The organism is Oceanobacillus locisalsi (genome assembly GCF_042675985.1).
Taxonomy (GTDB): domain Bacteria; phylum Bacillota; class Bacilli; order Bacillales; family Amphibacillaceae; genus Oceanobacillus; species Oceanobacillus locisalsi.
Genome location: NZ_JBHTKK010000024.1, coordinates 1 through 24,550 on the forward strand (window position 1 = coordinate 1; position 24,550 = coordinate 24,550).

The 24,550-nt window shown below is 40.3% G+C and carries 30 protein-coding genes; all 30 read right to left on the reverse strand.

Going from position 1 to position 24,550, the window contains the following annotated elements:
* Positions 1–397 precede the first annotated feature (397 nt).
* Entirely contained in the window at positions 398–1,672 is a 1,275-nt protein-coding gene (gene rseP / locus ACFQ19_RS16150) for an RIP metalloprotease RseP (RefSeq protein ID WP_379593665.1), read from the reverse strand.
* A gap of 264 nt (positions 1,673–1,936) precedes the next feature.
* On the reverse strand, positions 1,937–2,725 hold the full coding sequence (locus ACFQ19_RS16155; RefSeq protein WP_379593666.1) for a phosphatidate cytidylyltransferase: 789 nt from the start codon (positions 2,723–2,725) through the stop codon (positions 1,937–1,939).
* A 15-nt stretch (positions 2,726–2,740) separates the two neighbouring features.
* Entirely contained in the window at positions 2,741–3,499 is a 759-nt protein-coding gene (locus ACFQ19_RS16160; protein WP_379593667.1) for an isoprenyl transferase, read from the reverse strand.
* Positions 3,500–3,693: 194 nt separating this feature from the next.
* On the reverse strand, positions 3,694–3,888 hold the full coding sequence (locus ACFQ19_RS16165; protein WP_379593668.1) for a hypothetical protein: 195 nt from the start codon (positions 3,886–3,888) through the stop codon (positions 3,694–3,696).
* Between the two features lie 123 nt (positions 3,889–4,011).
* On the reverse strand, positions 4,012–4,569 hold the full coding sequence (frr, locus tag ACFQ19_RS16170) for a ribosome recycling factor (RefSeq protein WP_379593670.1): 558 nt from the start codon (positions 4,567–4,569) through the stop codon (positions 4,012–4,014).
* A gap of 2 nt (positions 4,570–4,571) precedes the next feature.
* Complete coding sequence (pyrH, locus tag ACFQ19_RS16175; protein WP_379593671.1) at positions 4,572–5,294, reverse strand: UMP kinase; 723 nt, start codon at positions 5,292–5,294, stop codon at positions 4,572–4,574.
* An 83-nt stretch (positions 5,295–5,377) separates the two neighbouring features.
* Positions 5,378–6,262 carry a translation elongation factor Ts gene (tsf, locus tag ACFQ19_RS16180; protein ID WP_379593672.1) on the reverse strand — a complete coding sequence of 295 codons (885 nt, stop codon included), beginning with the start codon at positions 6,260–6,262 and terminating at the stop codon, positions 5,378–5,380.
* A 120-nt stretch (positions 6,263–6,382) separates the two neighbouring features.
* The gene (rpsB, locus tag ACFQ19_RS16185) at positions 6,383–7,141 is read right to left on the reverse strand and encodes a 30S ribosomal protein S2 (RefSeq protein WP_379593673.1); all 759 of its coding nucleotides are present in this window, start codon (positions 7,139–7,141) and stop codon (positions 6,383–6,385) included.
* A gap of 612 nt (positions 7,142–7,753) precedes the next feature.
* Positions 7,754–8,218 carry a DUF6115 domain-containing protein gene (locus tag ACFQ19_RS16190; protein ID WP_379593674.1) on the reverse strand — a complete coding sequence of 155 codons (465 nt, stop codon included), beginning with the start codon at positions 8,216–8,218 and terminating at the stop codon, positions 7,754–7,756.
* Positions 8,219–8,262: 44 nt separating this feature from the next.
* Complete coding sequence (locus ACFQ19_RS16195; protein WP_379593675.1) at positions 8,263–9,039, reverse strand: FliA/WhiG family RNA polymerase sigma factor; 777 nt, start codon at positions 9,037–9,039, stop codon at positions 8,263–8,265.
* 26 nt (positions 9,040–9,065) lie between these two features.
* Positions 9,066–9,557, reverse strand: a complete 492-nt coding sequence (locus tag ACFQ19_RS16200) for a chemotaxis protein CheD (RefSeq protein ID WP_379593677.1) — start codon at positions 9,555–9,557, stop codon at positions 9,066–9,068.
* A gap of 1 nt (position 9,558) precedes the next feature.
* Positions 9,559–10,194 (reverse strand): chemotaxis protein CheC, encoded by a 636-nt coding sequence (locus tag ACFQ19_RS16205; RefSeq protein ID WP_379593678.1) that lies wholly within the window; start codon positions 10,192–10,194, stop codon positions 9,559–9,561.
* Positions 10,194–10,673 carry a chemotaxis protein CheW gene (locus tag ACFQ19_RS16210; RefSeq protein WP_379593679.1) on the reverse strand — a complete coding sequence of 160 codons (480 nt, stop codon included), beginning with the start codon at positions 10,671–10,673 and terminating at the stop codon, positions 10,194–10,196. Before ACFQ19_RS16210 ends, ACFQ19_RS16205 begins: the two co-directional genes overlap by 1 nt.
* 19 nt (positions 10,674–10,692) lie before the next feature.
* Complete coding sequence (locus ACFQ19_RS16215) at positions 10,693–11,763, reverse strand: protein-glutamate methylesterase/protein-glutamine glutaminase (RefSeq protein ID WP_379593680.1); 1,071 nt, start codon at positions 11,761–11,763, stop codon at positions 10,693–10,695.
* A 4-nt stretch (positions 11,764–11,767) separates the two neighbouring features.
* Complete coding sequence (locus tag ACFQ19_RS16220; protein ID WP_379593681.1) at positions 11,768–12,607, reverse strand: MinD/ParA family protein; 840 nt, start codon at positions 12,605–12,607, stop codon at positions 11,768–11,770.
* Positions 12,604–13,722 carry a flagellar biosynthesis protein FlhF gene (gene flhF / locus ACFQ19_RS16225; RefSeq protein WP_379593682.1) on the reverse strand — a complete coding sequence of 373 codons (1,119 nt, stop codon included), beginning with the start codon at positions 13,720–13,722 and terminating at the stop codon, positions 12,604–12,606. The genes ACFQ19_RS16220 and flhF overlap by 4 nt, the downstream gene beginning before the upstream one ends.
* On the reverse strand, positions 13,719–15,752 hold the full coding sequence (gene flhA / locus ACFQ19_RS16230; RefSeq protein WP_379593683.1) for a flagellar biosynthesis protein FlhA: 2,034 nt from the start codon (positions 15,750–15,752) through the stop codon (positions 13,719–13,721). The genes flhF and flhA overlap by 4 nt, the downstream gene beginning before the upstream one ends.
* Before the next feature lie 20 nt (positions 15,753–15,772).
* Positions 15,773–16,852, reverse strand: coding sequence for a flagellar biosynthesis protein FlhB (gene flhB, locus ACFQ19_RS16235; RefSeq protein WP_379593684.1), 1,080 nt, complete (start codon positions 16,850–16,852; stop codon positions 15,773–15,775).
* A gap of 1 nt (position 16,853) precedes the next feature.
* Positions 16,854–17,633, reverse strand: coding sequence for a flagellar biosynthetic protein FliR (gene fliR, locus ACFQ19_RS16240; protein ID WP_379593686.1), 780 nt, complete (start codon positions 17,631–17,633; stop codon positions 16,854–16,856).
* 9 nt (positions 17,634–17,642) lie between these two features.
* Positions 17,643–17,912: a flagellar biosynthesis protein FliQ gene (gene fliQ / locus ACFQ19_RS16245; protein ID WP_379593688.1), complete on the reverse strand. Its 270-nt coding sequence runs from the start codon at positions 17,910–17,912 to the stop codon at positions 17,643–17,645.
* A gap of 51 nt (positions 17,913–17,963) precedes the next feature.
* A complete protein-coding gene (gene fliP, locus ACFQ19_RS16250; RefSeq protein ID WP_379593689.1) occupies positions 17,964–18,629 on the reverse strand; it encodes a flagellar type III secretion system pore protein FliP in 666 nt (221 codons plus the stop codon).
* Entirely contained in the window at positions 18,622–19,296 is a 675-nt protein-coding gene (locus ACFQ19_RS16255) for a flagellar biosynthetic protein FliO (RefSeq protein ID WP_379593690.1), read from the reverse strand. Before ACFQ19_RS16255 ends, fliP begins: the two co-directional genes overlap by 8 nt.
* Positions 19,297–19,329: 33 nt before the next feature.
* Positions 19,330–19,692: a response regulator gene (locus ACFQ19_RS16260; protein WP_379593691.1), complete on the reverse strand. Its 363-nt coding sequence runs from the start codon at positions 19,690–19,692 to the stop codon at positions 19,330–19,332.
* Positions 19,693–19,719: 27 nt separating this feature from the next.
* Positions 19,720–20,997, reverse strand: coding sequence for a flagellar motor switch phosphatase FliY (fliY, locus tag ACFQ19_RS16265; protein ID WP_379593692.1), 1,278 nt, complete (start codon positions 20,995–20,997; stop codon positions 19,720–19,722).
* Positions 20,987–21,979: a flagellar motor switch protein FliM gene (fliM, locus tag ACFQ19_RS16270; RefSeq protein ID WP_379593693.1), complete on the reverse strand. Its 993-nt coding sequence runs from the start codon at positions 21,977–21,979 to the stop codon at positions 20,987–20,989. Before fliM ends, fliY begins: the two co-directional genes overlap by 11 nt.
* 33 nt (positions 21,980–22,012) lie before the next feature.
* The gene (locus ACFQ19_RS16275) at positions 22,013–22,432 is read right to left on the reverse strand and encodes a flagellar basal body-associated FliL family protein (protein ID WP_379593694.1); all 420 of its coding nucleotides are present in this window, start codon (positions 22,430–22,432) and stop codon (positions 22,013–22,015) included.
* A complete protein-coding gene (locus ACFQ19_RS16280; RefSeq protein WP_379593695.1) occupies positions 22,425–22,646 on the reverse strand; it encodes a flagellar FlbD family protein in 222 nt (73 codons plus the stop codon). The genes ACFQ19_RS16275 and ACFQ19_RS16280 overlap by 8 nt, the downstream gene beginning before the upstream one ends.
* Positions 22,647–22,704: 58 nt before the next feature.
* Positions 22,705–23,562: a flagellar basal body rod protein FlgG gene (gene flgG, locus ACFQ19_RS16285; RefSeq protein ID WP_379593696.1), complete on the reverse strand. Its 858-nt coding sequence runs from the start codon at positions 23,560–23,562 to the stop codon at positions 22,705–22,707.
* Positions 23,563–23,647: 85 nt separating this feature from the next.
* A complete protein-coding gene (locus ACFQ19_RS16290) occupies positions 23,648–24,013 on the reverse strand; it encodes a TIGR02530 family flagellar biosynthesis protein (RefSeq protein WP_379593697.1) in 366 nt (121 codons plus the stop codon).
* Positions 24,013–24,513, reverse strand: coding sequence for a flagellar hook assembly protein FlgD (gene flgD, locus ACFQ19_RS16295; protein WP_379593698.1), 501 nt, complete (start codon positions 24,511–24,513; stop codon positions 24,013–24,015). The genes ACFQ19_RS16290 and flgD overlap by 1 nt, the downstream gene beginning before the upstream one ends.
* Positions 24,514–24,550 lie beyond the last annotated feature (37 nt).

Genomic DNA, 24,550 nt, shown 5'->3' on the forward strand with positions numbered 1-24,550 from the left:
GCTACCCCTAAACATTTTTTCAAGTATTTTATGTTGTTTTTCACTTAGTTTTATCTCGACAGCTTGCTTAACCATTTCCATTCATCCCCTTGGTTATTTTTTACAAGTCAAGAATAACATGGAAGGGAGAGTGAATTCAGCCGTTCTGCACTAGTACGTCCTGGGACTGCGGTTACTCGCCCCATCAAAACCGTTGTGCGTCGGAAAGCAAAACGGTCCGCCGCAGCGGTCGCCTTACACCTCACCTTATCTTCTCATCTTCAGCTGTATGAAAGAAACGATCAAACCCTGTTCCTTTGGAAAAGAAGTTTAAAGTCCGAAAGTTGAGTTATTATTAAAACACGAAACCCTTGTCTATAAATCGACAAGGGTAACCTATTGGATTTACTATTATATTTTACAAGAATAATCGCTGAATGTCATTCCATGTGACAACAATCATTAATAACATCAGAAGGGCAAATCCGACAAAATGGAATACACCTTCTTTTTCCGGAGCAACCGGCTTTCCTCTGACTGCCTCGATTCCGACAAACATTAGTCTGCCACCGTCTAACGCCGGCAGAGGAACTAAATTAATAATTCCTAAATTAATGCTCAGCATGGCCGTCCACATTAAAAAGTTTGTAAAACCGGATTGTACCACTTGATCGGTTGCATCATAAATTCCTACCGGTCCGGATAATACTTCAATGGAAAGTTGTCCTGTTACTAACATCACTAAATTATTAATAATAAGCTTTGTTGTTTCATATGTTTGCTCAAAGCCAAAGGTTATAGTACCCAGAATATCTTTCTCATATGCTGCAGTTACACCAATTTGTCCGATATTCATTGGATCGCCTTGCTCATCAATAATCTCCACTTCTGCCGGGACAACGGTAAGTTCCTGTTCCGTACCACCCCTGGAGACAATCAAATCCAATTCCTGTTCTGGACTTTCCTGCACAATGCTTGTAAATTGATCCCAGGTTGAAATGGACTGGTCGCCGATTTGCGTGATAATATCATTTTCCTCGAATCCTGCTTCTTCTGCCGGACTATCAGGTTGAATTTCACCCATCTGCGCTTCCTCTACAGGAACACCTTGAATCAGCCCAATGAGCAGGAAGACAAAGATGGCAAGTACAAAGTTCATCATCGGTCCGGCAAATAGCTGCATCGCACGCTGTCCGACCGTTTTCGAAGCAAATTGTCTATCGAAAGGTGCAATTTGCGTTTCTCTTTCATCGACGATAAACAATGCTTTCGGATCGACATCAAAATGAAGTTTTGTTTCTTCATCATCCAATTCATAACCTTCGATATAAAGTTCATGATCCAGATCTACTTTTTCTACTTCAATCGTGCGGGCATTTGGATGTTTTGATTTGTTATTGACGATAATTTGAGATACTTTTCCATCTTTATTAAAATCCAGAGCAACATGATGTCCTGGTTTTAACTCAACGATCTCCGGATCATCTCCCGCAACACGGACATATCCGCCCGCCGGGATTAACCGAATGGTATAGAGTGTCTCATTTTTTGTGAATGTTAATATCTTTGGGCCAAATCCGATTGCAAATTCCCGGACAAGCATCCCGGCCCGTTTCGCAAAAATCAAGTGACCCCACTCATGAATAGAAACGAGTACACCAAACATTAATATAAATGCTATAACAGTTGTCATGACAGCACCTTCCTTCTGATAAAGGTAAAAGAGTATGTTAAACCCTATTTCTCCATAATAATATGACATAACCCGATTACGTAAACCAATGACGTAAAATGAATTTATTTTTGTGCTACCACTAAGCCTTTAACACAATACACGCCGGCTTGTCCTGCAATGTTAAAATAAACTTTGTTATGTACGAAGAAAAGAAAGCTCTTCACCTAGTATATGCAACATTTCAGCTTACTTTACTGATTCTACAACATTCGTTTCCATTTGTTAAAAAAAATGAATAAAATGCAGTAATGGAAAAACAAAAAGCATGCTGTCAAAGCGATCTAAAATACCACCGTGCCCAGGAAGAATTTTCCCTGAGTCTTTCACATTATATACACGTTTAAACGCGGATTCAACTAAATCACCAATTTGCCCGACACTAGAAGCAATCACCGTAACAATCATTACTGTCAGCCAGGAGTGATCAAATGGTACTACCAAATGAAAGATAACAGCAACAACTACTGCTACTAATATACCTCCGAGCGCTCCTTCTACTGTCTTCTTTGGGCTGATTGCAGGCAATAGTTTCCGTTTGCCGAACTTTCTTCCGAACAAGTAGGCACCTGTATCTGTTGCCCAAATGATAAAGCATGCAAATAAGATATTTCTCAGTGCATTAGCGCCGTCTCTTGTCTCTATCAAGTAGAAAAACCCTAATCCGACATAAAACGCTGCAAGAATAACAAATCCCACTTGGTCAAACGTGAACGCATTTTGAGCCAATACCGTATATGCTAATAAAACAAAAATCATAATTGAAATCAATTCATACTTCGTAAACCACGCTATATCCGTAAAAACGGCTTCAGGAAGTAAAATCACCCACGTTAATAAAGCAGATAAAACATATGGTACGAAACCCTTTTCCGGGTGGCGCATACGGATTAATTCAATTAATCCGATAGTGGCCAGCAGATAGATAAAAATAGTAAATGGCATGCCGCCCATAATAATAATTGGGACAAACACCAGCAGAGCCAATATTGCTGTTATCGTTCGTTGCTTCATTCCATTATCATCACCTTATATACCTCCATATCGTCTTTTCCGCTGCTGATATGCAAGTAATGCTTCACAAAATGTTTCTTCCGTAAATTCCGGCCAGAGCTTATCCGTAAACCAAAACTCCGTATATGCCATTTGCCAGAGCATAAAATTGCTTAAGCGGTATTCGCCGCCAGTGCGGATTAATAAATCCGGATCAGATACACCATCCGTATATAAATGTTTGGAAAAGGTATCTTCATCTAAATGATCGATATCCAAGTTTTCTTCTTTTAAATCCATTGCAATTTGCTTCACAGCTTTTAAAATTTCATAACGACTTCCATAATTCAGTGCGAAGTTTAAGATAAGGCCATCATTATTCTTTGTTTTTTCTTTTGCATAGTTTACAGCTTCCTGCGTATTATTTGGCAATGCATGAAAATCACCTATGGTCTCAATACGAACATTATTCTCCATCAAGCTCGGTAAGTATACATGCAAAAATTCTTTTGGAAGTTTTAAAATATAGTCCACTTCTTGTTTTGGGCGTTTCCAGTTTTCTGTGGAGAAAGCATACAGCGTTAAAACCTTCACATTCGCTCCTACAGCGGTTTTAACGATTTTATTCACCGTAGAAACACCTTCTTTATGACCTGCAAACCTGGGTAAGCCCCGCTTTTGCGCCCATCTGCCGTTTCCGTCCATGATGATGGCTACATGATCCGGAATATTATCTGCAGAAAGTGAATCCGTTTCTTTTGATTGTTTTGATAAAAAAGGAATTTTAATAGACATTTTCCGTCCCCCGAATGGTTGTTTGTTCATAACCCTCTTCATTTATAAAAAGAACAAGGGATGAAAGGCATGACCATGCCAATAATAATTAGTGTCTGTTCAAAAGTAGCCAATGATTTTCGATGGGACGAGTAATCGCAGCAATGTTGTCAGGTTAGTATGACCGCTACGGAAAAACACTACGCTGGTTAGCTTTATTGCTCTATGCTTATAGCAACTATTATTTTTTTTAAATTTATTAACCTGACAACATTAGTAATCGCAGTCCCAAAATTAGAGGCAAGAATATCAACTAAAGAGTTCGCGCTTATCATTTGGTTACTTTTTGAACGTCCTTTATTATGACTATATTTCATTAAACATGTATTTAGCGGAATTGCCGGTAACATGAATACAAAAACCCCCTTTAATAAGAGGGCTTAATGGCATCTTACTACGTTAGCAGAAAACTGTCACCTTTAAACAAAAATATATTTACTGTTAAAGCTGAAAGAAATAATCTCTATCTCTTATCATACTTCCATAATTTCATTTTCTTTTGTTTTTGCTAAGTCTTCAATTTGTTTAATAAAAGCATCTGTTGTTTCTTGCACATCATCTTGAAATGCTTTTAGGTCGTCTTCTGTAATGTCCCCGCTTTTTTCAGCTTTTTTCAATTGGTCATTCGCTTGACGACGTTGGTTTCTGATTTGTACGCGGGCTTCTTCCGCATATTTGCCGACTAATTTCACAAGTTCTTTTCTTCTTTCCTGTGTAAGTGCAGGAATATTAATCCGGATAATGTTTCCGTCATTGGATGGAGAAAGTCCCAGATCTGCTCTCTGGATAGCTTTATCAATGTCCCCGATTGCAGATTTATCATATGGTGTCACGGTCAGTAATCTTGCTTCTGGAGCACCAACTTGAGCCAGTTGGTTTAGAGGCGTATTTGCACCATAATAATCCACATAAACATTATCCAAAAGGCTTGGATTGGCACGACCGGCACGAACAGAGGCTAAATTTCTTGAAAAAGCCTGAACAGCCTGCTTCATTTTTTCCTTCATATCTTTTATCACTGAATCTGACATTTTTAGTTCCCCCTTATCGTTGTTCCAATATTTTCACCTTGTACGACTCGCTTAATGTTTCCTTTTTCCATAATAGAGAAGACAATTAATGATAAGTCATTATCCATACATAATGAAGAAGCGGTAGAATCCATCACGCCTAATCCGGCATTTAGCATTTCCAAGTACGTAAGTGTTTGATATTTTTTTGCTTCTTTGTTCATTTTAGGATCATCCGTATAAACACCGTCTACATTGTTTTTAGCCATTAAAATTACTTCTGCTTCAATTTCTGCAGCACGTAATGCTGCTGTTGTATCGGTAGAAAAGTAAGGATTCCCGGTTCCGGCAGCAAAAATAACAACACGTTTTTTCTCCAGATGGCGGATTGCTTTCCGCCTTATGTATGGCTCAGCAACTTGTCTCATTTCAATGGATGTCTGAACTCTGGTTTCTACTCCAATTGTTTCCAGACCATCCTGCAGGGCCAAGGAATTCATAATGGTTGCAAGCATGCCCATATAATCAGCTGAAGCTCTGTCCATCCCCATTTCGGATCCTACTTTACCGCGCCAGATGTTTCCTCCGCCTACAACTACAGCTACCTCGACGCCGAGGTCTGCAACTTCTTTCACTTGCTCTGAAATGGAATGAATAATTTCGGGTGAGATTCCATACCCTTCTTTTCCACTTAAAGCTTCTCCACTTAATTTTAACACAACTCTATTATAATGTGCTGTTGTCATAATAACCTCCAGAGAAAAAATATATTTTGCACTTATATAGTTACAAAGAAGGGAACAAATTAATGTCCCCTAATTTGTATCACTTATTTTTTAATTTGGCTCATTACTTCTTCCGCGAAGTTATCTTCACGTTTTTCCATTCCTTCGCCTACTGCATAGCGAACGAATGCTTTGACAGAAGCACCTTTATCCTCAACATATTTTTTCACTTTCTGGTCCGGATCTTTTACAAAGCTTTGCTCTAAAAGAACGATTTCTTCAAAGAATTTGCCTAAACGGCCTTCTACCATTTTTTCAACGATGTTTTCCGGCTTGCCTTCGTTTAATGCTTGTGTTTTAAGCATTTCACGCTCACTGTTTACTTCTTCTTCTGCAACTTCATCACGAGTTGTATAGCGCGGGTTGATAGCTGCTACGTGCATTGCAATGTCTTTAGCAAGTGTTTCATCCGTTGTTCCTTCCAATAGAGAAAGTACGCCGATAGTTCCGCCCATATGAAGATAAGCACCGAAAGCATCGTTATCCGTTTTTTCCAATACAGTGAAACGACGGAGAGAGATTTTTTCTCCAATTTGAGAAATAACTTTTGTAATCGCATCTCCAACTGTTTCTGAACCGTCTAAAAGATTTTGTTGTAACGCTTCTTCTACATCTGCTGGATTATTTGTCACAACATGTTTACCAAGGTCAGAAAGCAATTGTTTGAATTGGTCATTTTTAGTTACGAAGTCTGTTTCACAGTTTACTTCGATGATAGCAGCTCTATTTCCATCGATTTCGATGTGTGTTAAGCCTTCAGCAGCAACACGGTCTGCTTTTTTAGCAGCTTTTGCCATCCCTTTTTCACGAAGAAAATCAACTGCTTGTTCCATATCTCCGTTTGTTTCTGTTAATGCTTTTTTACAGTCCATCATTCCGGCACCTGTTTTTTCACGTAATTCTTTAACCATTTGAGCAGTTACTGCCATGTTAAATTCCTCCTTGAATTTTTCATTTATAGAGTTCGTGCATATAGCATATTCATTTCTTTCTTGAAAAAAGGGTGATAAAAGGCTTCTATCCTCTTATCACCCTCACCTTTTAAAAGATTACTCTTGGGAAGCAGTTTCTTCTTCTACTTCTGCTTCTAATTGGTCTTGTTCAGAAACAGGTTCTTCTGTTTCTTCACCTTGTTTCACTTCCAGAATAGCATCTGCCATTTTTGAAGTGAGAAGTTTTACTGCGCGGATGGCATCATCGTTTGCAGGAATGACATAATCAATCTCATCCGGGTCACAGTTTGTATCAACAATTCCGATGATTGGAATGTTTAATTTATGAGCTTCCGCAATAGCAATACGCTCTTTACGAGGATCAATAACAAACATGGCATCCGGAAGTTTGTTCATTTCTTTTACGCCGCCTAAGAATTTCACAAGACGTTCTTTTTCTTTCAGTAAATCAACAACTTCTTTTTTAGGCAGTACTTCAAATGTACCGTCTTCTTCCATTTTTTCAATGTCTTTCAAACGGTTAATACGTTTGCGGATTGTTTGGAAGTTTGTTAGCGTTCCGCCTAACCAGCGTTGGTTTACATAGAACATGCCTGAACGGATCGCTTCATCACGTACAGAGTCCTGTGCTTGTTTTTTCGTACCTACAAAAAGAACAGTACCGCCGTTTGCTGCGATTTCTTTCACATAATTGTAAGCTTCATCCACTTTTTTAACTGTTTTTTGTAAGTCGATGATATAAATGCCGTTACGCTCCGTGAAAATATATTTTTTCATTTTCGGGTTCCAACGACGTGTTTGGTGACCAAAGTGTACACCAGCTTCTAGCAATTGTTTCATTGAAATTGCTGCCATAATAAATTCCTCCTAATTGGTTTTATTCCTCCGCATTTTTCTTCTTTATAAGAATACTGACTGTCAGCACCAATCTTACAAATCCAAATGCGTGTGTTATTTTTATCTAACTATTGATAGAGAATGAACATATTCCCTCTGATAATTAGACTATTTACACCAAAAGTTAATATACCACAACATCCCCATGTAAGCAAGTAATTTTCATGACTTTTTTTGATGCACAATAAGTTTAATTTTTTATTAAATATACTCTTAGGCTTGGGTTATAGCTGTCTAGCTCCGAGCGCCAAACTTTAGAGATTTCGCGTCACGCCCTACGATAAAGAAGACTTAGTGATTGGCAAGCCGGCAGGCGCAGACAGAAGTAAAGTCGCACTTATGCCCCGCGGGTGAAAAGAAGACTTGCTGACTGGCAAGCCGACAGGCGCAGACAGAGCTATAGTCGCACTTTCATCGACTAGGAACGGTCACGTCCTGTGACCAACGTCGATACTAGGACGTCGTGTCCGTCGTGCCCCGCGGGTGAAAGTCATCATCGGTTCGTTACCTCACCGTGATTCCTTTATCTCAGTTGTAACGCGAGGGTCTCTACGTTTTTAAACGGGCGCTCTACGCTTTTCGTTTGTGCATTTTGATAATTATTTCAGCTTCCATTTTACCACAGTTTAACTGCTGAGCTATCTCATCTGATGTCATTCCATTGGTATGGAGCTGCAATACCTTTGCTTCCAGGGAAGTTTCTACTTCATCCTGATAAGGAGCAGTTGAAAACATTTCCGGGCTTTGGATTTCTCCTTCTTTTTTGACAGGCATTGCTTCTGCCTCTTCTGTAACGGGAAAAAGAGATTGTTGTTTTTCTTCCTTATCAGCGGTTTTTTTATCAGGCTGCTTATCTTCCTCTAAAAGATGTTGCAACGTTCTATTCTCTCTCCGTATTTCCGCCAGCGTCTCTTTTAATAATGCTTCTGTTTCCTTATTACCACCGGTATGCTGTCTGTCTTTTAGTAATAAATAGATAGCTAATATGGAGACACCATGTAATATAAAGCTGATCATCCATAGTAATGTTGACATATTTATCCCTTTCCATACATTCTTTTATATACTTATCTTTCTACCTAAGCCTGCGTCATTTTTTGTAACGTGGACCGTAATTTGACAATGCTCCGTTTATGGATCTGCGAAATCCGGGAAGTTGTCAACCCCAATACTTGGCCAATCTCGGTAAAGGTCAGTTCGTCTTGATAAAAAAGACTGATAACCAGCTGTTCTTTTTCATTTAATGATTGAATCCCTTTTATTAATTCATCTTTCCGTTCTTCCCGCAGCAGTCTGGATTCCGGACGCAGCTCCGGTTTGTCCGAAACACTATAGCCGATGCCTTCTTTCAAATCACTTTCATGGCTTTTCGGCTTTTCCTCAATGGACAGCATGTTGCTAACGACCATATCCCGCATGGTGGTCTCTACTTCTTGAAGGGGCATTCCGGTTATATCAGCAATGTCTTCCGGCTGTGCCTCACATTGATATTTTTGCTCAAAGGCTTCACTTGCCTGCTCCACCTTTTTCGTTTTCTCCCGAATAGATCGGGGCAGCCAGTCTTCTTTTCTCAAACCATCCATAATAGAACCTTTAATTCGAAATGAAGCATATGTATCGAACTTCAGATCACGTTTCACCTCAAATTTATGCAATGCATCATAAAGTCCCAACAAACCATAACTGCGTATTTCTTCCCGATCAACACGATTAGGCAGCTGACTAGCGATTCTTTCCGTGTGAAAGGAAACAAGATACATGTAGTTCTCTATGAGTATATTTGCTGCTTCATTATCTTGACTCGACGTCCAATTCTCCCATAAAATTCTTTCTTGCGAAGGCTCTAAAGAACTCAAAGAAATACACGCTCCTTTCCAATCGGTTAAATAGTAAAAACATCATGATTGCGTTTCCTCACAGAAAGTATGGAAGTGGTTGGATCAAATTCAATGGTTCTTCCCAGATTTCCTCCCACATCAGAGGAAACGATGCTAATATTTGATTTCCGGAGCGCTCCCTGAACTGCTTCCATGTTTTTATCGCCGATTCGCATAAAACTGGTGCCCTGACCAATTTGAAACATTTGCGCCCCTCCGGCTATTTTGGCTTTTATATTCTTGGCTCCAAGTTCCTGCAGCATTTCTAGCAGCTGCGGAATAGCCGTATCTGCATATTTCATCAGATTTATATTTCCTGCCTTTGCTTGACTGGAATCAGGTAATAGTACATGGGACAGCCCTGCTATTCCTTGTCTTTCATCATATAAAACCGTGCCGATACATGAACCGAGACCTAAAGTACGGATTGTATCTGGTGCTGTGACTGTTTTTGTATCCGCAATACCTACGTTGACAATGGTTTTCATCGTATGCATATTAATGCCATCCTAATGTGGCAAAAAGCTTCTGAAAAGATTCCGGGTCTGGAATAAATAAGAAATTCCCTCTAATCTGTTCATGTTCTTCTTCCTCTTGCCTGATTTCCGTATCAATAATAATGCAGTAGTCTGTGACTTGAGAAATTTCTAATAATCCCATCGTCATAATAGCTCCAGCCATGTCCATTCCCAGATGCGGAACGGAAGGCTGCAGATGCAACCCTGTAAAGTCAGAAAGCGCCGTGAGATAGGATCCAGTTAAGATATTTCCAATTTCACTCAAAGCAGACATAGCAATCTCTAATGCAGCACCGTTTGTTTGTTCAGATAATTGAAACGCCTGATTATGAGTCAATTTTTGCACCAGATATTCTGCTTCTTCGATATCCACCACAATTGCCATTACACCTGTTATCTCACCTTCTACTTGAAACATAATGCCGGCAATCGGCTGCTCCGGTCCGCCAACTAACGCAATCACCTCATTAAAATCCGCAACCTCCACATTAGGAACCGTCATATCAACCTTCTGTCCCAAAAGCCGGGACAAGGAAGTTGCAGCATTTCCAGCGCCAATGTTTCCTATCTCTTTTAAAATATCTTTTTGAAAACCGGTTAATTGAAAAACATCCATTAATGATCATCCATTTCTTGCGTCTTTATTTCTTCTAAATGTAATAATGCATATATATTTAATAGAATAATGAAGCGATCATCCAGATGTGCAATAGAATGGATGTATTCCTTTTTCACAGTACTAATTGTTTCCGGCGGATCTTCCAACAAATGAACAGGGATATCTAAAACATCCTCTGCGCTGTCTATAATTAATCCTACCTGTGTCTCTTCTATTCTGGTAATAATGATTTGATCTTCCTCATTACTGTGCTCCTGCTGCTCTTCCAGCCGGATTCGCAAATCGATGACAGGAATAATCTTGCCCCTCAGATTAATGACTCCTTTAATGTAGTTTTTCTCATGCGGCACCCGAGTGATTGGCAAGGCTGTCTCGATAGACTCTACAAAATTCACAGGCAGTCCGTATTCACTGCCGTTTAACTTAAAAATAATTGTTTTTTCCAATGCTTCTGGCATTGACTGTTCTTGCATCATGAAAATCACTCCCTTCAAATTATTTGTTGACAAGATTATTCAATTGACTGGCCATTTGATTTAAGGGTACTTGATAATCAGCCAGCCCTTCTTTCACAATAGCTTTAGGCATGCCGTAAACAATAGCTGTTTCCTCTGCTTCTGCCAGGGATAATACATGAGGGTTAGCTTTTTTCAGTTCTTTTAAGCCGATTGTTCCGTCGTTTCCCATCCCTGTTAAAACACAGGTGACTATCTGATAATTCCGGAGGGCACTTAACGAACGGAACAACGTATTAACAGATGGACGATGTCCGTTATCCGGAGATAACTGGTTTAATGAAACGATTACCGCCATCCCGCTATGTTTTACTTCCATATGATAACCGCCCGGTGCAATATAGACTGTCCCCTTTTTCATAACCTCGCCGTGCTCAGCTTCTTTCACGGCCACCTGGCTGATTTGGTTCAGTCTTTCCGCCAGTGATGCCGTAAATCCCGGGGGCATATGCTGTACAACGGCAATCGGAACACGGATATCTTTTGGTAAAGCGGTGATTACTTTCTGCAAAGCTCTCGGACCGCCGGTAGATGTTCCGATGGCAACCAGTTTTTTCGATGAAAGCGCAGGCGGTGCCGGCATCGTTAACGGCTGTTGAATCTCTTCAATCGGCTTATGCGCTTGTGCACGGCTTATTTTTTTATGTACTTTAACGGTTGCTGCTGTATATACTTTGTCGCAGATTTCTTTTTCTACCTTTTTTATATCTAAAGAAATGGATCCGGACGGCTTGGTAATAAAGTCCACAGCACCTGTCGAGATAGCTTGGATTGTATAGTCAGCGCCTTGTTTTGTTTCGCTGGACAGCATAATGACCGGTACAGGATTTTCATCCATAATCTGTTTTAAAGCCTCTAACCCATCCAGCTTTGGCATATGTACATCCATCGTCACCACATCCGGCTGCCATTTTTTCACTTTATTCACGCCGTCTATTCCGTGTACAGCAGTCCCGACAACATGAAACCGGCCGTCTTCTGTTAAGATTTCTGCAATCATCTTTCTCATAAATGCAGAATCATCTACGACAAGCACATTAATGAGAGCCATTCCTTCACCCCTTCACGAAATGTTTTATTCGTTCTATGAAACTGCCGGATTTACGTACCGAACTATCGGCTTGGTTTATATAGTTTTTCAGAATGTCATCTATCGCTTTTGATGCCTTCGTTTTTGGATACAACACGGTATACGGCTTTTGATGCATCACCGCTTTCATCACATTGCCGTCCTCGGGTATACAGCCCAGTCCCTGCGCTTTTCCATGTAAAAAGGAGTCGATTACCGTATGAAAGTTATCGAGAATAGCATTGTTACGCGAACGGTTTAAAATCGTATGAATTGGCATATCCGCCTGATTAGCCAGGATGTGCTTCACCATTCCATACGCATCTGTAATAGCGGTTGGTTCCGCTGTTGTTACCACAAAACATTCATCTGCAGCCAAAATAAAAAATAACGCTGTTTCAGTCATGCCCGCTCCCATATCAAACAGCACATAATCATATTCCCTTAACACGTTCTCCAGCCCTTGATAAAAGATAGCCGCTTTATGATTGTCCAGCTCCAAAAATTCAAGCAGACCGGAACCTCCAGGGATATAATCCAACCCATAAGGGCTTTTTACAATGGCTTCACGCATCGAAATACGGTTATTTAAAACATCTGCTATAGAATAGTCTGTTTGCATGCCGAGAAGTAAATCAATATTCCCCATGCCGACATCTAAATCAAATATCAGTACACGGTGGTTTTCCTGTGCCAGTTTCATAGAAAAGTTGAGCGTAAAATTTGATTTTCCTACTCCGCCTTTCCCGCTGCATACTGCAATGGTTTTTGCAAACCTGTCAGAAGAAAGTTTGCGCCGGAGTTTCTCTGCCTGATCATAACTCATTGCTTGCCACCTGTAATGAGTTGCCTTAATTGATCCAGGGTCGGATGCATCATATCTTCGGGAACATCTTGCCCGTTTGTCATATAACCGATCCGGATGTCTGGATAGTGCGACAGGACATTTAAAATGTTTCCATATTGCTCCGTTTCATCCAGCTTCGTTAATATCAAACCATCGACACCAATCGCAGCAAACTTCCCGTAAATGTCCAGAAAATCTTTCGGTTTGGAAGTCATCGATAACACCAGATAATTGGTCACCTCATCAGGATTGATCCAGTCAGCCAGATCTTTCACATACATTTCATCCCGATAATTCCGGCCTGCTGTATCCACTAAAATCACGTCATAATCCTGTAACTGTTCGATATATTCTCGGTATTCTTTCTTGGTATACGCCACTTCTACCGGTATATGGAGAATTTTTGCATAGGTTTTTAATTGTTCTACCGCCGCAATACGGTATGTGTCCAAGGTAATCAGGGCTACATTTTTCTTTTCTGTTAATTGCATTTGTGCAGCAATTTTTGCAATGGTTGTCGTTTTCCCTACCCCAGTCGGCCCGACAAACTGAATCACTTTTTGCTGATGAGTAAACCCGGTCTGCAGGCCCTCTAAATGTCTTTCTATTTGTTTATCAACATTGTACTGCAAGGTCATTATTAGGTCTCCTTCAGAGGAACCGGCATCTTTATTTCCTTCCGTAACGAGATGTAAAGCAATGTCAGGGAGAACTTCCTGACCGATTAAGTTGTCATAAATCCGTTGTTCTTCCGGTGTTAACTTAAATTTCAACTGTCTGTTCTGCGCTTCCAGCAGTTTATACACCTCTTCCATTTCTTTTGAACGGGAAATGGAAGTACTTCCTGTATCTTCCTGGTTTGACTCTTTTTTTAAAACAGTTTCTTCCTTTTTGACAGCTGTTTTATGAGCAGGTTTGACCGGATCAGGATCATATCCGGCAACCACTTCGATATAGTTCTTTTTAAAGAAACCTAACACACCGCCTGATTTTACTTGTCTGGACTGTAAAATCACAGCGTCGGTGCCAAAATCCTTCCTCACTTGTTTCATCACTTCCGGCATAGAAGGAGCTTTGTATTTTTTTATTTTCATGCGATATTCACCACCCCAACACTTTGTACCTCGACGGACGGCTCCAATTCATTGTAGGACAACACAACAACCTGAGGTAAGAACCTGTCCAACAATTGCTTCAAGTACATCCGTACTGCAGGAGAACAAATAATAATGATCGTTTCCTCCTGCAATGAAACTTTTTCCGCTTCCTTATGAATCGCCTGTACAATATCCTGCTGCTGCTCTGGTTCTAATGCCAAGTAATTGCCGTGTTCCGTCTGCTGAATATGATCAGCAATGGTTTTTTCAATCTTTCCGGAAATCGTGATCACTTTCAATGGATTATCATCTTTCACAAAACTTTTCGTGATTTGGGAGGCTAAACCTTGCCGGACGTACTCACCTAAAACATCGGTATCATTTGTGAACCTGGCAAAATCAGCTAACGTTTCAAAAATCACCGGCAGGTTCCGGATGGATACCCCTTCTCTTAACAGTTTTTCCAAGACTTTTTGAACATCCCCGACAGATAATGGTTCCGGCGTTACTTCCTCCACTAAGATTGGATTCGTTTCTTTTAAGTGGTCGATAAGCTGTTTCGTTTCTTCTCTTCCCAACAGTTCAAATGCATGTTTTTTAATCACTTCTGTCAGATGGGTCGATACCACGGAAGGAGGATCAACGACCGTATAACCCGATAACTCCGCTTCGTCTTTCACATTTTCACTTATCCATTTTGCCGGTAGCCCGAATGCAGGCTCGGTTGTATCAATTCCTTCTATATCATCTTCTAAAAAGTCCGGAGCCATAGCTAAATAATGATCCAGCATTAATTCACCGCTGGCAATCTTATCCCCTTTTACCTTCAATTGATATTCATTCGGCTGCAGCTGAATATTATCCCGGATTCTGACAACAGGAATGACCAGTCCCAGTTCAATCGCCAGCTGTCTCCGTATCATAATGACGCGGTCCAGGAGGTCGCCTCCTTGGGATGTATCCGCTAAAGGAATTAATCCGTAGCCAAATTCAAATTCGATCGGATCCATATTTAACAAATCAACGACATTTTCCTGCTGTTTAAGCGCTGTGGATTCGGATGCTTCTTCCTCTTCCTCGGTGACTTCTTCTGGTTCTGTATTCTTTCTTTCCATCCAATAACCGCTGAAAGCTAAAAAAGCAGCTAACAAAGTGGTCAGGAAAAAATTAATCGGTGTCAGTCCAAGGAGGAAAATAGCCCCTGCAGCAATATATAATAGCTTCGGAAACTGTAACAGCTGGCCTGTCACATCGAAACTTAAGTTGCTTCCGCGGGCAGATCTCGTCACAACAATGCCTGTTGCAGTAGAAATCAGCAACGCAGGAATTTGACTGACCAGACCATCCCCGACAGTCAACCTCATAAATAAATCAACCGCTTCTTGCATGGACATTCCCATCTGGACGACCCCAATAATCATTCCAAAGAGAATGTTAATCAGTACAATAACGATTCCTGCAATGGCATCTCCTTTAACGAATTTACTTGCCCCGTCCATGGAGCCATGAAAATCGGCTTCATTTTCAATTTTTTCACGACGCTCTTTTGCCTGACTTTCTGTAATCAAACCTGCATTGAGATCGGCATCAACGCTCATCTGCTTCCCGGGCATACCATCGAGGGAAAATCTGGCTGCCACTTCCGATACGCGTTCTGCACCTTTGGTAATAACAATAAAATTAATAATTACTAATATGACAAACACCACAAATCCGACTAAGGGATTGTTGCCTATAACAAAGGAGCCGAACGTTTCGACAACGCCTCCAGCATCACCTTCAGAGAGAATGGCCCGGGTTGTGGACACATTTAAAGCTAACCGAAATAATGTCAAAAGCAATATCAACGTCGGAAACACGGAAAATTGCAATGGTTCCGTTGTATTCATTGCTACTAAAATGACAACCAGTGCAAGTATAATATTCATTAATATGAAAAGACTTAAAAGTTCTCCAGGCAAAGGAATAACCAGCATGATAATGACTAGTATAACGCCTATGAGAACCGCAATATCCCGGAACTTCATTTCCATTCTCCCCTAACTTCTTACGCTTTTTTCTCCATTTGGTACACATAAGCAAGCACTTCTGCGACCGGTTGAAAGTATTCTTCTGGAATCCGTTCATCTATTTCCGTACTTGCATAAAGTGCCCTTGCCAGAGAACGATTTTCTATCATATGTACATGATGCTCTTTTGCAATTTCCTTCATGCGCTGCGCAATGTTGTCTGTCCCTTTCGCAACAACAAAGGGAGCATCCGCCTTTGTTTCATCATATTTAATTGCCACCGCGTAATGTGTCGGGTTGGTAATAATGACATCCGCTCCCGGAACTTCACTCATCATTCTTCTGGTTGCGATTTGCCTCTGTTTTTCTTTCATTTTTGATTTAATTAAAGGGTCTCCTTCGACATTTTTATACTCGTCTTTAATATCTTGTTTTGACATGCGGATGTTTTTCTCAAAATCATATTTTTGATACAAATAATCCAGCACCCCTAAAAAGATTAATAGAGCAATCGCAGCAAAAGCCATGATAGCCGTAACTTGTGCAAAAAATCCCAAAGCTCCTTCCGGCTCCAGCATGGCCGTCATCAGCATCTGGTCTTTATTTATCCAGATCACTGAAAATGTTACTGTACCGACTAAAGCAATTTTCATCATCGACTTCAGAAATTCTACCAATGCACGGATGGAAAAGATTCGTTTCGCACCTTTAATCGGATCAATTTTTTTCAAATCCGGTTTTAATGTCTCTGTCGAAAATAAAAAATTAACCTGAAGCAAATTGGCTGCGACCCCAAAAACAATCGCAATCAGCATAATCGGTGCCACCATGAGAGCTGCTTGAAGGGCTGCATCATTAAAGAGGGTCTGAATGGAATGATTCGTTATATCCCAATGAATATATTCCGTAAATGATTTCCGGTAAAAAGCCAACATGTAATTAAGAATATACCCGCCAAATACAAATAATCCGCTAAAACATCCCAGCAACAGAATAGCTGTATTGATATCTTGGCTTTTGGCAACACGACCTTTCTTACGTTCGTCTTGCCTTTTCTTTGGAGTGGCTTTTTCTGTTTTTTCGCCTGCAAAAAATTGCAAGTCTAATGTTAACCTCACATTAAACACCTCCAAATAAAGCCATCAACTGCTCCATCACCCGAAACATCGACTCAAAAACAAATTGCAGTAATCCGACATACAGAGCGAGAAATACGAGAATGGCTGCAAAACTCACTAAAATTTTCAATGGCAGCCCGACAACAAATACATTCATCTGCGGTACGGTACGTGCTACAATTCCCAATGCCACATCCACTAAAAACAGACAACCGACAATGGGAATAGCAATTTGAAAAGCGATGAGAAACATCGTATTAAAAGTGGTTAACACCAATTCTATGATGCTTTCCTCGCCAAAAGGGATAAATTGATCTAATGGAATGTAGGAAAAACTGTTCATCATGCCATTGATAATCATATGATGCCCATCTACGGATAACAGAAATAACAATGCAATAATATAAAAATATTGGCCTGTCAAAGGACTCTGCGCGCCTGTTTGCGGATCTACCACATTTGCAATGGCAAATCCCATTTGAAAATCAATAAATCCGCCGGCAATCTGGATAGCCGACACTAGAATAAATGCTATCAGTCCAATACAAATACCGACCAGCGCTTCTTTCACCAGCAAGAAGACATATAAATCATTCAGCGCCACATGATCGATATCTACTGTGGAAATGAAAATGATTGTCAGAAAAAAACTGATTCCTATTTTAAATTGAACTGGAACAGACCGATAAGAGAATAGAGGCATAATGACAAAGAACGTCAAAAGCCGTACAAAAATTAACATAAATGCAGGAACAAGGTTCCAATTAATCATCTCAATCATCACGCAAAACTACCCTATGTATTCATTTAAATTCACATACAGATTCGAAGTAAATTCCACCATGGTTGTCAGCATCCAAGGTCCAAAAAATACCAGACCAATTAATACCGCTAAAATTTTAGGAATAAATGCTAATGTCTGCTCTTGAATTTGCGTTGTCGCTTGAAAAATACTTACCAGTAAACCTACTGCCAAAGCCAACAGCAACAACGGGACTGTTATTAATAAAATGGTGAAAATCCCCCGTTCAGCCAGGGTCAATACCAACTCACTACTCATTGATTCTGCTCCTTCCGGTACGTCCTGCATCCCCTATAATTCCAATACATGTTAAAAACCGCCGAGCAGGGACTGCGTAATCAAATACCAGCCGTCCACTAACACAAATAATAATATTTTAAATGGCAATGAGATCATTACCGGCGGCAGCATCATCATCCCCATAGACATCAATATACTTGCAACAGCCATGTCTATAATTAAAAAGGGAATAAAAATCATAAAGCCCATTTGAAATGCCGTTTTTAACTCACTGATTGCAAATGCAGGTACCAGGGTGGTTAACGGTATATCCTGTACAGTTTCTGGCGGCTCTGCCTCTGTATAGCTCAGAAATAATTGCAAATCCTTCTGTCTCGTATGCTGTGCCATAAATTCTTTTAACGGAACACTTGCATTTTCATAAGCTTCATCCAGAGTGATTTCCTCTTCAAAAAGCGGTGATAAACCTTCTTCATAGACTTCCGAAAAGGTAGGAGCCATGACAAAAAACGTGATGAACAGCGCAATACCGATTAACACCTGATTGGGAGGCATCTGCTGCGTAGCCAATGATGTACGTACAAATGACAAAACAATAATAATCCGTGTAAAGCTCGTCATTAAAATCAAAATCCCCGGAGCTAAAGAGAATATGGTTAATAACAATAATAGCCTTACCGACATCGCTACATTGGATGGATCAGAACTTGAAAAGATATCTATAAATTCATTCATTGCGATCTTCCTTATGTTTCTGAATCAAATCCTGGCGATTTTTACGAATCGATTTCAATTCCTTGTTCAATAATTGATTAAAAGACGCTCCGGATGATTTATCAGCTTCTGCATTTTTTCCTTTTGAAAAGAAAGATAAAGCATCTGTCTTTTTTTCCACCGGTTGGTTCAGCAATTGTTCCAGAGTTTCAGAGTCATTGATTTCTTCTAACAGCTCCACATTATCCCCGACTCCGATAAGGTAATATTTATTTCCCGCCTGGATAATCTGCACGGATTTATTCGACCCGACGGACACGCCGCTTACATTACGCAGAATCCCCGGCTGCTGATTAAATCCGTTCTTTTTTCCTAAAAACTTTAATACGATGTAAACCAAGCCTAATACAAGCGCCAAACCAATAACTAATCGGACAATCTGCCAGCCCATAGAGGCACCGGAATTGTCATCTTCTACTAAAAATGCATTGTCATTGTTGTCCATCATCGTATCTTCGTCATTTTCTTGCGGTTGTTCCTGATTTGTATTTACTTCTTCTTCGTTACACCCCTCGTCATTTTCAAGGCAGTCTAACACATTTGCTTCTGCACCTGCGCTGATGGGAAGCAGCAGAAAAAATAATATTCCCGCCCCCAGCGCATAGAAGTACCATAATTGCTTCTTCAATCTCGTCAACTCACTTTTTAAATTGAAGTTTTCTTAGCCGAGTGCTTTTTGAATTGCTTCAATAACACGATCTGCTTGGAATGGTTTAACAATAAAATCTTTTGCTCCCACCTGAATGGCATCAATAACCATTGCTTGCTGCCCCATGGCGGAACACATAATTACTTTTGCATCCGGATTGATCTGAAGAATTTCTTTCAAGGCTTGTAAGCCGTCTTTTTCCGGCATGGTTATATCCATTGTGACCAAGTCAGGCTGTTGTTCTTTATATTTTTCTACTGCTTCATTACCGTCTTGGGCTTCCCCAACTACTTCAAAATCATTTTTTGTTAAAATATCTTTAATCATCATTCTCATGAAAGCTGCATCATCAACAATCAATATCTTTTTACTCATTTGTCTCGCTCCTTCAGTTTGATAAATCTATTTCTTTAAATGTTGAATTCGATCGGTCTGACTGACAATGTCTGTCACACGAACACCAAAATTCTCATCGATAACAACGACTTCTCCTTCAGCTACCAACTTTTCATTTACAAGAATATCTACAGGTTCTCCTGCCAATTTGTCTAATTCAATAATCGATCCTGCACCCATTTCCAGGATCTCCTGAATAGATTGCTTGGTTCTGCCTAATTCCACTGTTACTCTTAAAGGAATATCCATTAACATATCCAGATTACGCTGGCCTTGATAATTTATCGGAGCCTGCTCGAAATTTGAAAATGCAGCTTCCTGAATATCGGACTTTTGCATACTTGGTCTTCCTAAAATAGCATTGTTTCCTTGACCAGTTGCCCCGGCATGCGCTGCTTCCCCGCTGACAGGCTGCTCTATCCGGTTATTGTCTGCAGCTGGTTCTGAATCAGCCATTGAACTGGCGCTCGAACTGGCGCTCGAACTGGCGCTCGAACTGGCTGCAACCTGGCTTTTCGAAACTTGTTCTGATGTTTGTTCCGGCGCCTGTCCAGATACTGGTTCCGATTCCTTTGGAGGAGAAGATTCCTCTTCTGCAGAATACTCTGGATTCATTAATTGCTGTACCAATTCTTTCGCAAAATCCAGCGGGACCAGCTGTACCATATTCGAATCGATTAAATCTCCTACCATTAATTTGAAAAATACTTTGACATACACTTTTTCTCCAAATAATAGATCTTTTTTCTGCTGATCCAGTCCATGAATAATTTCAGGAGGAGAAATATCTATTTTTTTATTAAATACGGTGGACATGCTCGTAGCAGCTGCTCCCATCATTTGATTCATCGCTTCCTGAACGGCACTAAGGTGCATTTCATTGAGTTCTCCGTCCGGATTGGTTCCATCGCCGCCAAGCATAATATCCGCAATGACCGCAGCATCTTCTGATTTAATAAAAAATACATTGTTGCCTGTAAAACCTTTTATGTAATTCACTTGAACACTGACAGGTTTAAACGTTACTTCGCTCTCTAATTCTTCTTTATCAACGGTCGTGACAGCCGGTGTTGTAATATCTACCTTTTGATTGAGAAGGGTAGATAATGTGGTGGCAGAGCTTCCGAAAGAAATATTACCAATTTCTCCTAAAGCATCTTTTTCTACGTCCGTTAAAAACATTTTTTCTTCTGTCTGCTCCTGCTCGCTGTCCTCCCCATCCTCTTCCGGGACTCTAAGCAGGGCATCTATTTCTTCTTGCGACAGTTTGCCGTCATTCATCATTTTCCATCACCCCATTCAGTTCCTCTAATACTTGAACAGACATCTTATGTCGGTACTTACCTGGTTGGACAAGGAACTTAAATTCATCGTTCACAGCCATTTTCAACGGTGTATCAATTGCCTGATTCAGTGCAATCACATCGCCAGCAGAGAATCTCAGAAATTCATCAATATTGATATCTGCCTCACCCAAAATAGTTTTTACATCAACATCTGTGTTTTTAAGATACTGCGACATTCTTTGCAGGCTTTTTTCATCTTTATTATTATTCGTCTGCATCCAATAAGAAGCAGAGAGCTTGGGTATGATTGGCTCTAAAATGACATGAGGAATGCAGATGTTAATCATCCCGGAAACCTCACCAATCACTGCTGATAAAGATACAACGACGACGGTTTCTGTCGGTGCAACAATCTGCAGGAATTGTGGATTCTCTTCAAATTCCTCTAAGACAGGTTCAATGTCCGTGACAGAAGACCAAGCTTCTTTTAAATTCCCTTCTGCCTTCTCAAACAATTGAGTAAGTAATATCTTTTCAATTTCCGTCAAGCTGCTAGATTTCGAATCAGCAGAACCTTTCCCGCCAAGCAGCCGCTCTAATAATGCAAAAGCTACATTAGGATTGACTTCCATGATTAAATTGCCATCTAATGGCTCCAAGCTGTAAATGTTTAACACTGTCGGCTTCGGTACGGATCGTATAAATTCCTCATAGGGTACTTGGTCAACAGAAGTAACCGTAATATTCACATATGTCCTGAGCTGTGTGGCAAAAAAGGTTGTCAGCAGCCTCGCATAATTCTCATGAAGCCGTGAAATGCTGCGTATCTGATCTTTTGAAAAACGTAATGCTCTCTTAAAATCATATACGCGAATTCTTTTTTCGTCTTCTTCTTTCTTCAATTCTTCCGCATCCATCTCCCCTGATGTTATCGCGGATAGCAAGGCATCAATTTCATTTTGTGATAATACCTCATCCATAAAATCTGGTCACCTCCTGACAGGAGTTATCATCTATTGAAGTATCTTCTTAACGGTATATACTTCGGTAACCGTTCCTTCTGTCATCATTTCATTTAATTCCGTCTTCACGATATCTTCCATATCATCCAGCCCTGTTTGAAAATCCTCTTCTTCCATAATGGCCAATTCTTTAATTAATAAATTGGTAATCTGAAAATTACGTTTCTCCAATTCTTCCACTGCATTATTATCATCTGTAATCACTTGAAACTGAACCTGTGCGTACCTGCCATCTTTGATATCCGTTGTTACTTCCGGCGTTTCATAAGATTGGCTGACCATATCATCGATAGATTGTTCTCCGGATGTTTCTTCAGGTTCATTCATATAGATAACAATGATTAATACAGCTACCATGCCGACGAGCAAAGTAATAATAGATGTTACGGCTATTTTTAACATTTTACTCATTCTTTGTTTCACCTGCCTTTAGCGGAAGTGCAGGAAAGCCGATCTGATGATAAAAATCTGTTACCTTTTGAATAATTTCTTCTTCACTTTCTTTAACAAATACTTTTTTTCCATTAATAAGAGAAATGCTCGTATCCGCATGTGCCTGTATTTGTTCAATCATAATGGCGTTCAGAACAAAAGGTTCATTATTTAATCGGGTTAATTTAATCATAAGTTACCGGGACAAACCTGATTATACTGGTTCAAGCTTGTCCCTTACCCTCCCCTGCTTATCGTTTTAGATTAACAAGCTCTTGTAAAATTTCATCCGATGTTGTAATAATTCTTGTATTTGCCTGGAAGGAACGCTGTGCTGTAATCATTTCTGTGAATTCTTCAGACAAGTCTACGTTGGACATTTCTAAAGCCCCTGTTCTCAAAGTTCCTGTTCCTTCTTCTTCCGGCGTATAAAATTCACCAGCAGGTTCTTCATCCATTATTCCTGAATTATCCGTTTCACGGTACAAATTCCCGCCTGCTTTCTCCAAACCGCCCGGGTTGGAAAAACGCGCGATACCTATATTTCCATTATCATTCTGCTCATTCCCTTGGGCATCGATGTAGCTGACTTCTCCATTTGTGGAAACACTAAAATCTTGTGAACCTGGAGGGACTTGAATAGCGTCTCCCTCACTGTTTAACAAATATAAACCTTCCGCGTTGACGACGTAGCCATTATCATCAAAACCAAAGTTGCCGGCCCGCGTGTAGTACCTGTCATTTTCATCAGGTACCACTTCTGCACCTTCTCCTTCACCATTAACTGTGCCGCCGCTTAAAACAAACATTCCATCTCCATCAATCATAAAATCCAATGGATTATTGGTAGTTTGCGGCGTTCCTGATGTATGGACATTACTGATAGCGCCCTGTTGCGAACCAAGTCCTACTTGCTGCGCGTTAGTGCCGCCTCGATTTCCGCCAGCTCCTTGTGCTGTGGATGTTGTCTGACTCATCATATCCTGAAAATTAATATTTGCTTTTTTATAGCCAGATGTATTGACATTTGCAATATTATTCCCGATAACATCCAATTTTGTTTGTGAATTTTTCATTCCTGAGATACCTGCGTACATTGAACGTAACATGATTATTTTCCCCTTTTTTTAAATGTAGCCGCTTCTGTCAATCTGCGGTTTTAGGCTTCCCATTAAGGGTCCAGCCTGTTTCAAATTACATCAAAATTGTTCCATCAATATTTGTAAATATTTTTTTATCTGCCTCCGATTGGTCCAGAGCAGTAACTATTGTATTATTTTTTACACTGACCACCATCGCGCTTCCATCAACAACAACCAGTGCATCTTTCACGCCTTTTTGCTTTGCTTCTTTTACTTTATCCTGTACATCCTGCCACTCCTGCTTGCTCAGCTGGATATTCCGTTCTTGCATCCGTTCTGCAGCATGTTTACTGACAGTCAATTCCTGCTGCTGTTGAAGAATATTTCCAAAGGACGTATTGCTTTTGGCTGGTTGTGTTTTGGGTATATGCTGTTCTTGCGATATCGGTGGTATGATTGGTTGAATAGGGCGGACCATTATTCTTCTCCTTCCTCCTCCCCGACAGGGTCTGTCGAATCATTTTCTGATTCACCAGCAGCTTCTTCTGCTGTTCCAACTTCCACTACGGAATCAGCATATATTTTCTTGCCGCTTTCTAAATGAAAGACGGCCCATCCTTCCTGTTCAGATACAGACATAATTTCATCTGATTCCATACCTGTTTCTTCTCCCGTATCCTCATCGAAAGTTCTGTAATTGACAGTCTCGCCAATCATATGACTATACTGGATTGCCGGTGATACAAGCTGGTTATTTACCAGAAGATCCATGGATTGGGACATGTTCATCATTTGCTCCAGCGAAGAGAAAGTTGCCATTTGCGCAATAAATTCCGATTCGTCCATGGAATTCATCGGGTCCTGATTTTGCATTTGTGTTACCAATAGTTCCAAAAATTCGTCTTTTCCTAATTCCGCAGAAGGTTTTCTTTCGTTTTGTTGATTACTTATATATAAAGATGAATCGATAGAAGGCATTATTTCCACCACCTTTCCCGCTTTTCGTGATTTCTGT

Excerpts from the sequence above, each read along its gene's own strand:
- fliR (WP_379593686.1), bottom strand. The coding sequence starts at position 17,633 with ATGATTGAGATGATTAATTGGAACCTTGTTCCTGCATTTATGTTAATT.
- tsf (WP_379593672.1), bottom strand. The coding sequence starts at position 6,262 with ATGGCAGTAACTGCTCAAATGGTTAAAGAATTACGTGAAAAAACAGGT.
- ACFQ19_RS16160 (WP_379593667.1), bottom strand. The coding sequence starts at position 3,499 with ATGTCTATTAAAATTCCTTTTTTATCAAAACAATCAAAAGAAACGGAT.
- frr (WP_379593670.1), bottom strand. The coding sequence starts at position 4,569 with ATGTCAGATTCAGTGATAAAAGATATGAAGGAAAAAATGAAGCAGGCT.
- ACFQ19_RS16290 (WP_379593697.1), bottom strand. The coding sequence starts at position 24,013 with ATGGTCCGCCCTATTCAACCAATCATACCACCGATATCGCAAGAACAG.
- rseP (WP_379593665.1), bottom strand. The coding sequence starts at position 1,672 with ATGACAACTGTTATAGCATTTATATTAATGTTTGGTGTACTCGTTTCT.
- ACFQ19_RS16210 (WP_379593679.1), bottom strand. The coding sequence starts at position 10,673 with ATGATGCAAGAACAGTCAATGCCAGAAGCATTGGAAAAAACAATTATT.
- ACFQ19_RS16200 (WP_379593677.1), bottom strand. The coding sequence starts at position 9,557 with ATGCATACGATGAAAACCATTGTCAACGTAGGTATTGCGGATACAAAA.
- ACFQ19_RS16155 (WP_379593666.1), bottom strand. The coding sequence starts at position 2,725 with ATGAAGCAACGAACGATAACAGCAATATTGGCTCTGCTGGTGTTTGTC.
- fliM (WP_379593693.1), bottom strand. The coding sequence starts at position 21,979 with ATGGATGAGGTATTATCACAAAATGAAATTGATGCCTTGCTATCCGCG.
- ACFQ19_RS16205 (WP_379593678.1), bottom strand. The coding sequence starts at position 10,194 with ATGGATGTTTTTCAATTAACCGGTTTTCAAAAAGATATTTTAAAAGAG.
- ACFQ19_RS16190 (WP_379593674.1), bottom strand. The coding sequence starts at position 8,218 with ATGTCAACATTACTATGGATGATCAGCTTTATATTACATGGTGTCTCC.
- flgD (WP_379593698.1), bottom strand. The coding sequence starts at position 24,513 with ATGCCTTCTATCGATTCATCTTTATATATAAGTAATCAACAAAACGAA.
- flhF (WP_379593682.1), bottom strand. The coding sequence starts at position 13,722 with ATGAAAATAAAAAAATACAAAGCTCCTTCTATGCCGGAAGTGATGAAA.
- flhA (WP_379593683.1), bottom strand. The coding sequence starts at position 15,752 with ATGAAGTTCCGGGATATTGCGGTTCTCATAGGCGTTATACTAGTCATT.
- fliY (WP_379593692.1), bottom strand. The coding sequence starts at position 20,997 with ATGATGAATGACGGCAAACTGTCGCAAGAAGAAATAGATGCCCTGCTT.
- ACFQ19_RS16280 (WP_379593695.1), bottom strand. The coding sequence starts at position 22,646 with ATGATTAAATTAACCCGATTAAATAATGAACCTTTTGTTCTGAACGCC.
- ACFQ19_RS16275 (WP_379593694.1), bottom strand. The coding sequence starts at position 22,432 with ATGAGTAAAATGTTAAAAATAGCCGTAACATCTATTATTACTTTGCTC.
- flgG (WP_379593696.1), bottom strand. The coding sequence starts at position 23,562 with ATGTTACGTTCAATGTACGCAGGTATCTCAGGAATGAAAAATTCACAA.
- fliP (WP_379593689.1), bottom strand. The coding sequence starts at position 18,629 with ATGAATGAATTTATAGATATCTTTTCAAGTTCTGATCCATCCAATGTA.
- ACFQ19_RS16220 (WP_379593681.1), bottom strand. The coding sequence starts at position 12,607 with ATGAGTTATGATCAGGCAGAGAAACTCCGGCGCAAACTTTCTTCTGAC.
- ACFQ19_RS16165 (WP_379593668.1), bottom strand. The coding sequence starts at position 3,888 with ATGTTACCGGCAATTCCGCTAAATACATGTTTAATGAAATATAGTCAT.
- rpsB (WP_379593673.1), bottom strand. The coding sequence starts at position 7,141 with ATGGCAGCAATTTCAATGAAACAATTGCTAGAAGCTGGTGTACACTTT.
- ACFQ19_RS16215 (WP_379593680.1), bottom strand. The coding sequence starts at position 11,763 with ATGGCTCTCATTAATGTGCTTGTCGTAGATGATTCTGCATTTATGAGA.
- pyrH (WP_379593671.1), bottom strand. The coding sequence starts at position 5,294 with ATGACAACAGCACATTATAATAGAGTTGTGTTAAAATTAAGTGGAGAA.
- fliQ (WP_379593688.1), bottom strand. The coding sequence starts at position 17,912 with ATGAGTAGTGAGTTGGTATTGACCCTGGCTGAACGGGGGATTTTCACC.
- ACFQ19_RS16260 (WP_379593691.1), bottom strand. The coding sequence starts at position 19,692 with ATGAGTAAAAAGATATTGATTGTTGATGATGCAGCTTTCATGAGAATG.